Genomic DNA, 2287 nt, shown 5'->3' with positions numbered 1-2287 from the left:
CATCAAGACTGGCGAGATGGCGGCCACCGCGAGCTTCGAGCAGCTGGTGGAGCTCGGGCGCACCAACAAACAGCTCGACGCCAACGACCAGGGCGTCGTGCAGGTGGTCGACTGGCTGTGGCAATACGCCTTCGACCAGCGCGCGAGCGACATCCACCTCGAGCCTCGGCGCGATCTCTCCGTGATCCGCTTTCGCATCGACGGCGTGATGCACACCGTTTATCAGGTGCCGCCGGGCGTGATGAACGCGATGATCGCTCGCGTCAAGCTGCTCGGCCGCATGGACGTGGTCGAAAAGCGCCGCCCACTCGATGGCCGCATCAAGACGCGCAACCCGCAGGGTGATGAAGTCGAAATGCGCTTGTCGACGCTGCCGACGGCGTTTGGCGAAAAGATGGTGATGCGCATCTTCGACCCCGACACCACCGTCAAGCAGCTCGACGCGCTCGGTTTCGGCACCCACGATGCGCAGCGCTGGGAGTCGCTGGTGTCGCGGGCGCACGGCATCATTCTCGTGACCGGGCCCACCGGCTCGGGCAAGACCACCACGCTCTACTCCACGCTGCGCCGCCTGGCCACCGATGAGGTGAATGTCTGCACCATCGAAGACCCGATCGAAATGATCCAGCCGGCGTTCAACCAGACGCAGGTGCAATCGGCCATCGACCTCGGCTTTGCCGAAGGCCTGCGCGCGCTGATGCGGCAAGACCCGGACATCATCATGGTCGGCGAAATCCGCGACCTCGAAACCGCCGAGATGGCCATCCAGGCTGCGCTCACCGGCCACCTGGTGTTCAGCACCTTGCACACCAACGATTCGGCCTCGGCCATCACGCGCCTGGCTGACCTGGGTGTGCCGCCTTATCTCATCGGCGCCACGGTGATCGGCGTGCTGGCGCAGCGGCTGGTGCGCACCTTGTGCGCGAACTGCAAACAACCCGATGAGGTGACCAGCGCCGAGACCATCGACGAAGTGATCAAGCCCTGGCGCATCAACGGCAAGGTCAAACCCTACAAGCCCGTGGGGTGCCTGGAGTGCCGCATGACGGGCTATCGCGGCCGCGCCGGTTTGTATGAGTTGCTGAGCGTGACCGACGGCGCGATGGGGTGCATCCACCCCACACCCGACATCTCCAAGCTGCGCAAGCAGTCGCTCAGCGAAGGCCTGCGGCCTCTTCGCCTGGCCGGTGCGATGAAGGTGGCCGAGGGCCTGACCACCATCGAAGAAGTGCTGCGCTCCACGCCTGCGTGGGACGTGTGAACCGTTCTCTGAATCTCGCCTGAACGTCGTTCACCCTGCGGAACGCTACGTGTAAACCACACGCGGTGCGCAGGGTCTTGCTGCCTAGAATGAAACGCTGCAAGAAACCGCTGACAGAGCGCAATTGAGGAGCAACGCCTTGAAGATCAAGAGCGAAAAAGATTTCTGGTCCGGCATCATGTTTCTGGTGGTCGGTATCGGGTTCGCGGTGGGAGCCACCAACTACAGCATGGGCACGGGCGCACGCCCCGGGCCGGGCTACTTTCCGCTGATCCTGAGCGTGATCCTCGCCATCCTGGGGGCCATCGTGCTCTTCAAGTCGCTCACCATCGAGACCGAAGGTGGCGACCCCATCGGCGACATCGCCTGGCGCCCCTTGCTGGTGATCGTGGGGGCCATCGCGATTTTTGGCGCGATGCTGCCGCGTCTGGGCCTGTTCATCACGGTGCCGGTGCTCATCGTCATCGTCAGTCTGGCAGGTGACGAGTTCAAGTGGCGCGGCGTGATCATCACCGCGGTGTCGCTCACGGCGTTTTCGTGGTTGATCTTTGTGGCGGGTCTGAGCCTCACCATCCCGCTGTGGCCGTCCTTCCTCGCGAAGTGACCCGGCCCCTCGACAGAACACAAGGCTGAACCATGGATCTGCTCAGTAATCTCGCGTTGGGTCTTGGTGTCGCGTTCACCATCCAGAACCTCTTGTACGCATTCGCCGGCTGCGTGTTGGGCACGCTGATCGGTGTGTTGCCCGGCCTCGGCCCGGTGGCCACCATCGCGATGCTGCTGCCCTCGATTTACGGGCTCGACGCCACCCCGGCGCTCATCATGCTGGCCGGCATCTACTACGGTGCGCAGTACGGTGGCTCGACCACCGCCATCCTGATCAACGTGCCGGGCGAGTCGTCGTCGGTCGTGACCGCGATCGACGGCTACCAGATGGCACGCCAGGGCCGCGCGGGCGCCGCGCTGGCGGCCGCCGGCCTCGGCTCCTTCTTCGCTGGCTGCGTGGGCACCATCATCATTGCCGCC

3 protein-coding genes are annotated in these 2287 nt (G+C 64.3%); all 3 read left to right on the top strand.

Features of this window, described 5'->3' with window-relative positions; all coding sequences use genetic code 11:
• A partial coding sequence (locus tag RMO40_RS00015; RefSeq protein WP_309714718.1) for an ATPase, T2SS/T4P/T4SS family occupies window positions 1-1261 on the top strand: 1261 nt, incomplete at its 5' end.
• Between the two features lie 139 nt (window positions 1262-1400).
• On the top strand, window positions 1401-1865 hold the full coding sequence (locus RMO40_RS00010) for a tripartite tricarboxylate transporter TctB family protein (RefSeq protein WP_309714716.1): 465 nt from the start codon (window positions 1401-1403) through the stop codon (window positions 1863-1865).
• Between the two features lie 32 nt (window positions 1866-1897).
• On the top strand, window positions 1898-2287 hold a 390-nt coding region (locus tag RMO40_RS00005), incomplete at its 3' end, for a tripartite tricarboxylate transporter permease (protein WP_309714714.1).

Source organism: Rhizobacter sp. (assembly GCF_031412075.1).
Taxonomy (GTDB): domain Bacteria; phylum Pseudomonadota; class Gammaproteobacteria; order Burkholderiales; family Burkholderiaceae_C; genus Rhizobacter.
The sequence above is the reverse complement of the archived record's forward strand: the minus strand, read 5'-3'. Positions and strand labels throughout refer to the sequence as shown.